At 39.1% G+C, this 529-nt stretch carries 1 protein-coding gene; it reads right to left on the reverse strand.

The genetic code is table 11. The features are described 5' to 3' along the window. The coding region (locus ACRCJ0_RS19160) for a Gfo/Idh/MocA family oxidoreductase (RefSeq protein WP_431391803.1) at nucleotides 1-297 on the reverse strand (297 nt) is incomplete at its 3' end. Nucleotides 298-529 lie beyond the last annotated feature (232 nt).

Raw genomic sequence — 529 nt, forward strand, 5'->3', positions numbered from 1 at the left:
AGTAAAACCAGTTGTACCAACTACCGGGTGAATATTGTGTTCAATATAGTATTTGGTATTTTGATAAGCTGCAGCTGGAATCGTAAAGTCGATGGCTACATCAATATCAACTTGGCTAATCGCATCTTGAATGCTTTCAAAAACTGGCGCCTTATCTGACCATTCAGCTACTCGGTCTGCTTGATTGTTTAAATCATTATTGGCTAAAGCCACCAATTCAAATCCTTCATGGTTAATGACCATGTTGGCGGCTGTGGAACCCATTCTACCTAAAAATCCTGTTACTAATACGCGCATAATCCTGCCTCCTAAAATTCTCATTCACTATGGTACATATAATCTCACTCGTATGTATCCCCGTATTCTGATTAAAAACCTTCATTTTCAGCCAACCAATCTTGTAAACTTTCATAAACATCCTGGAAGTCTGGTCTTTGGGCTAAGTCACTTTGTTCTTTAAAGATTGCTTCAATTCGGCGCCAGTCCCCTGCTTCTCGTAAAAAATCAAAATAGTCATGTAAGAAGGACG

It is taken from the genome of Aerococcus sp. L_32, from assembly GCF_050689315.1.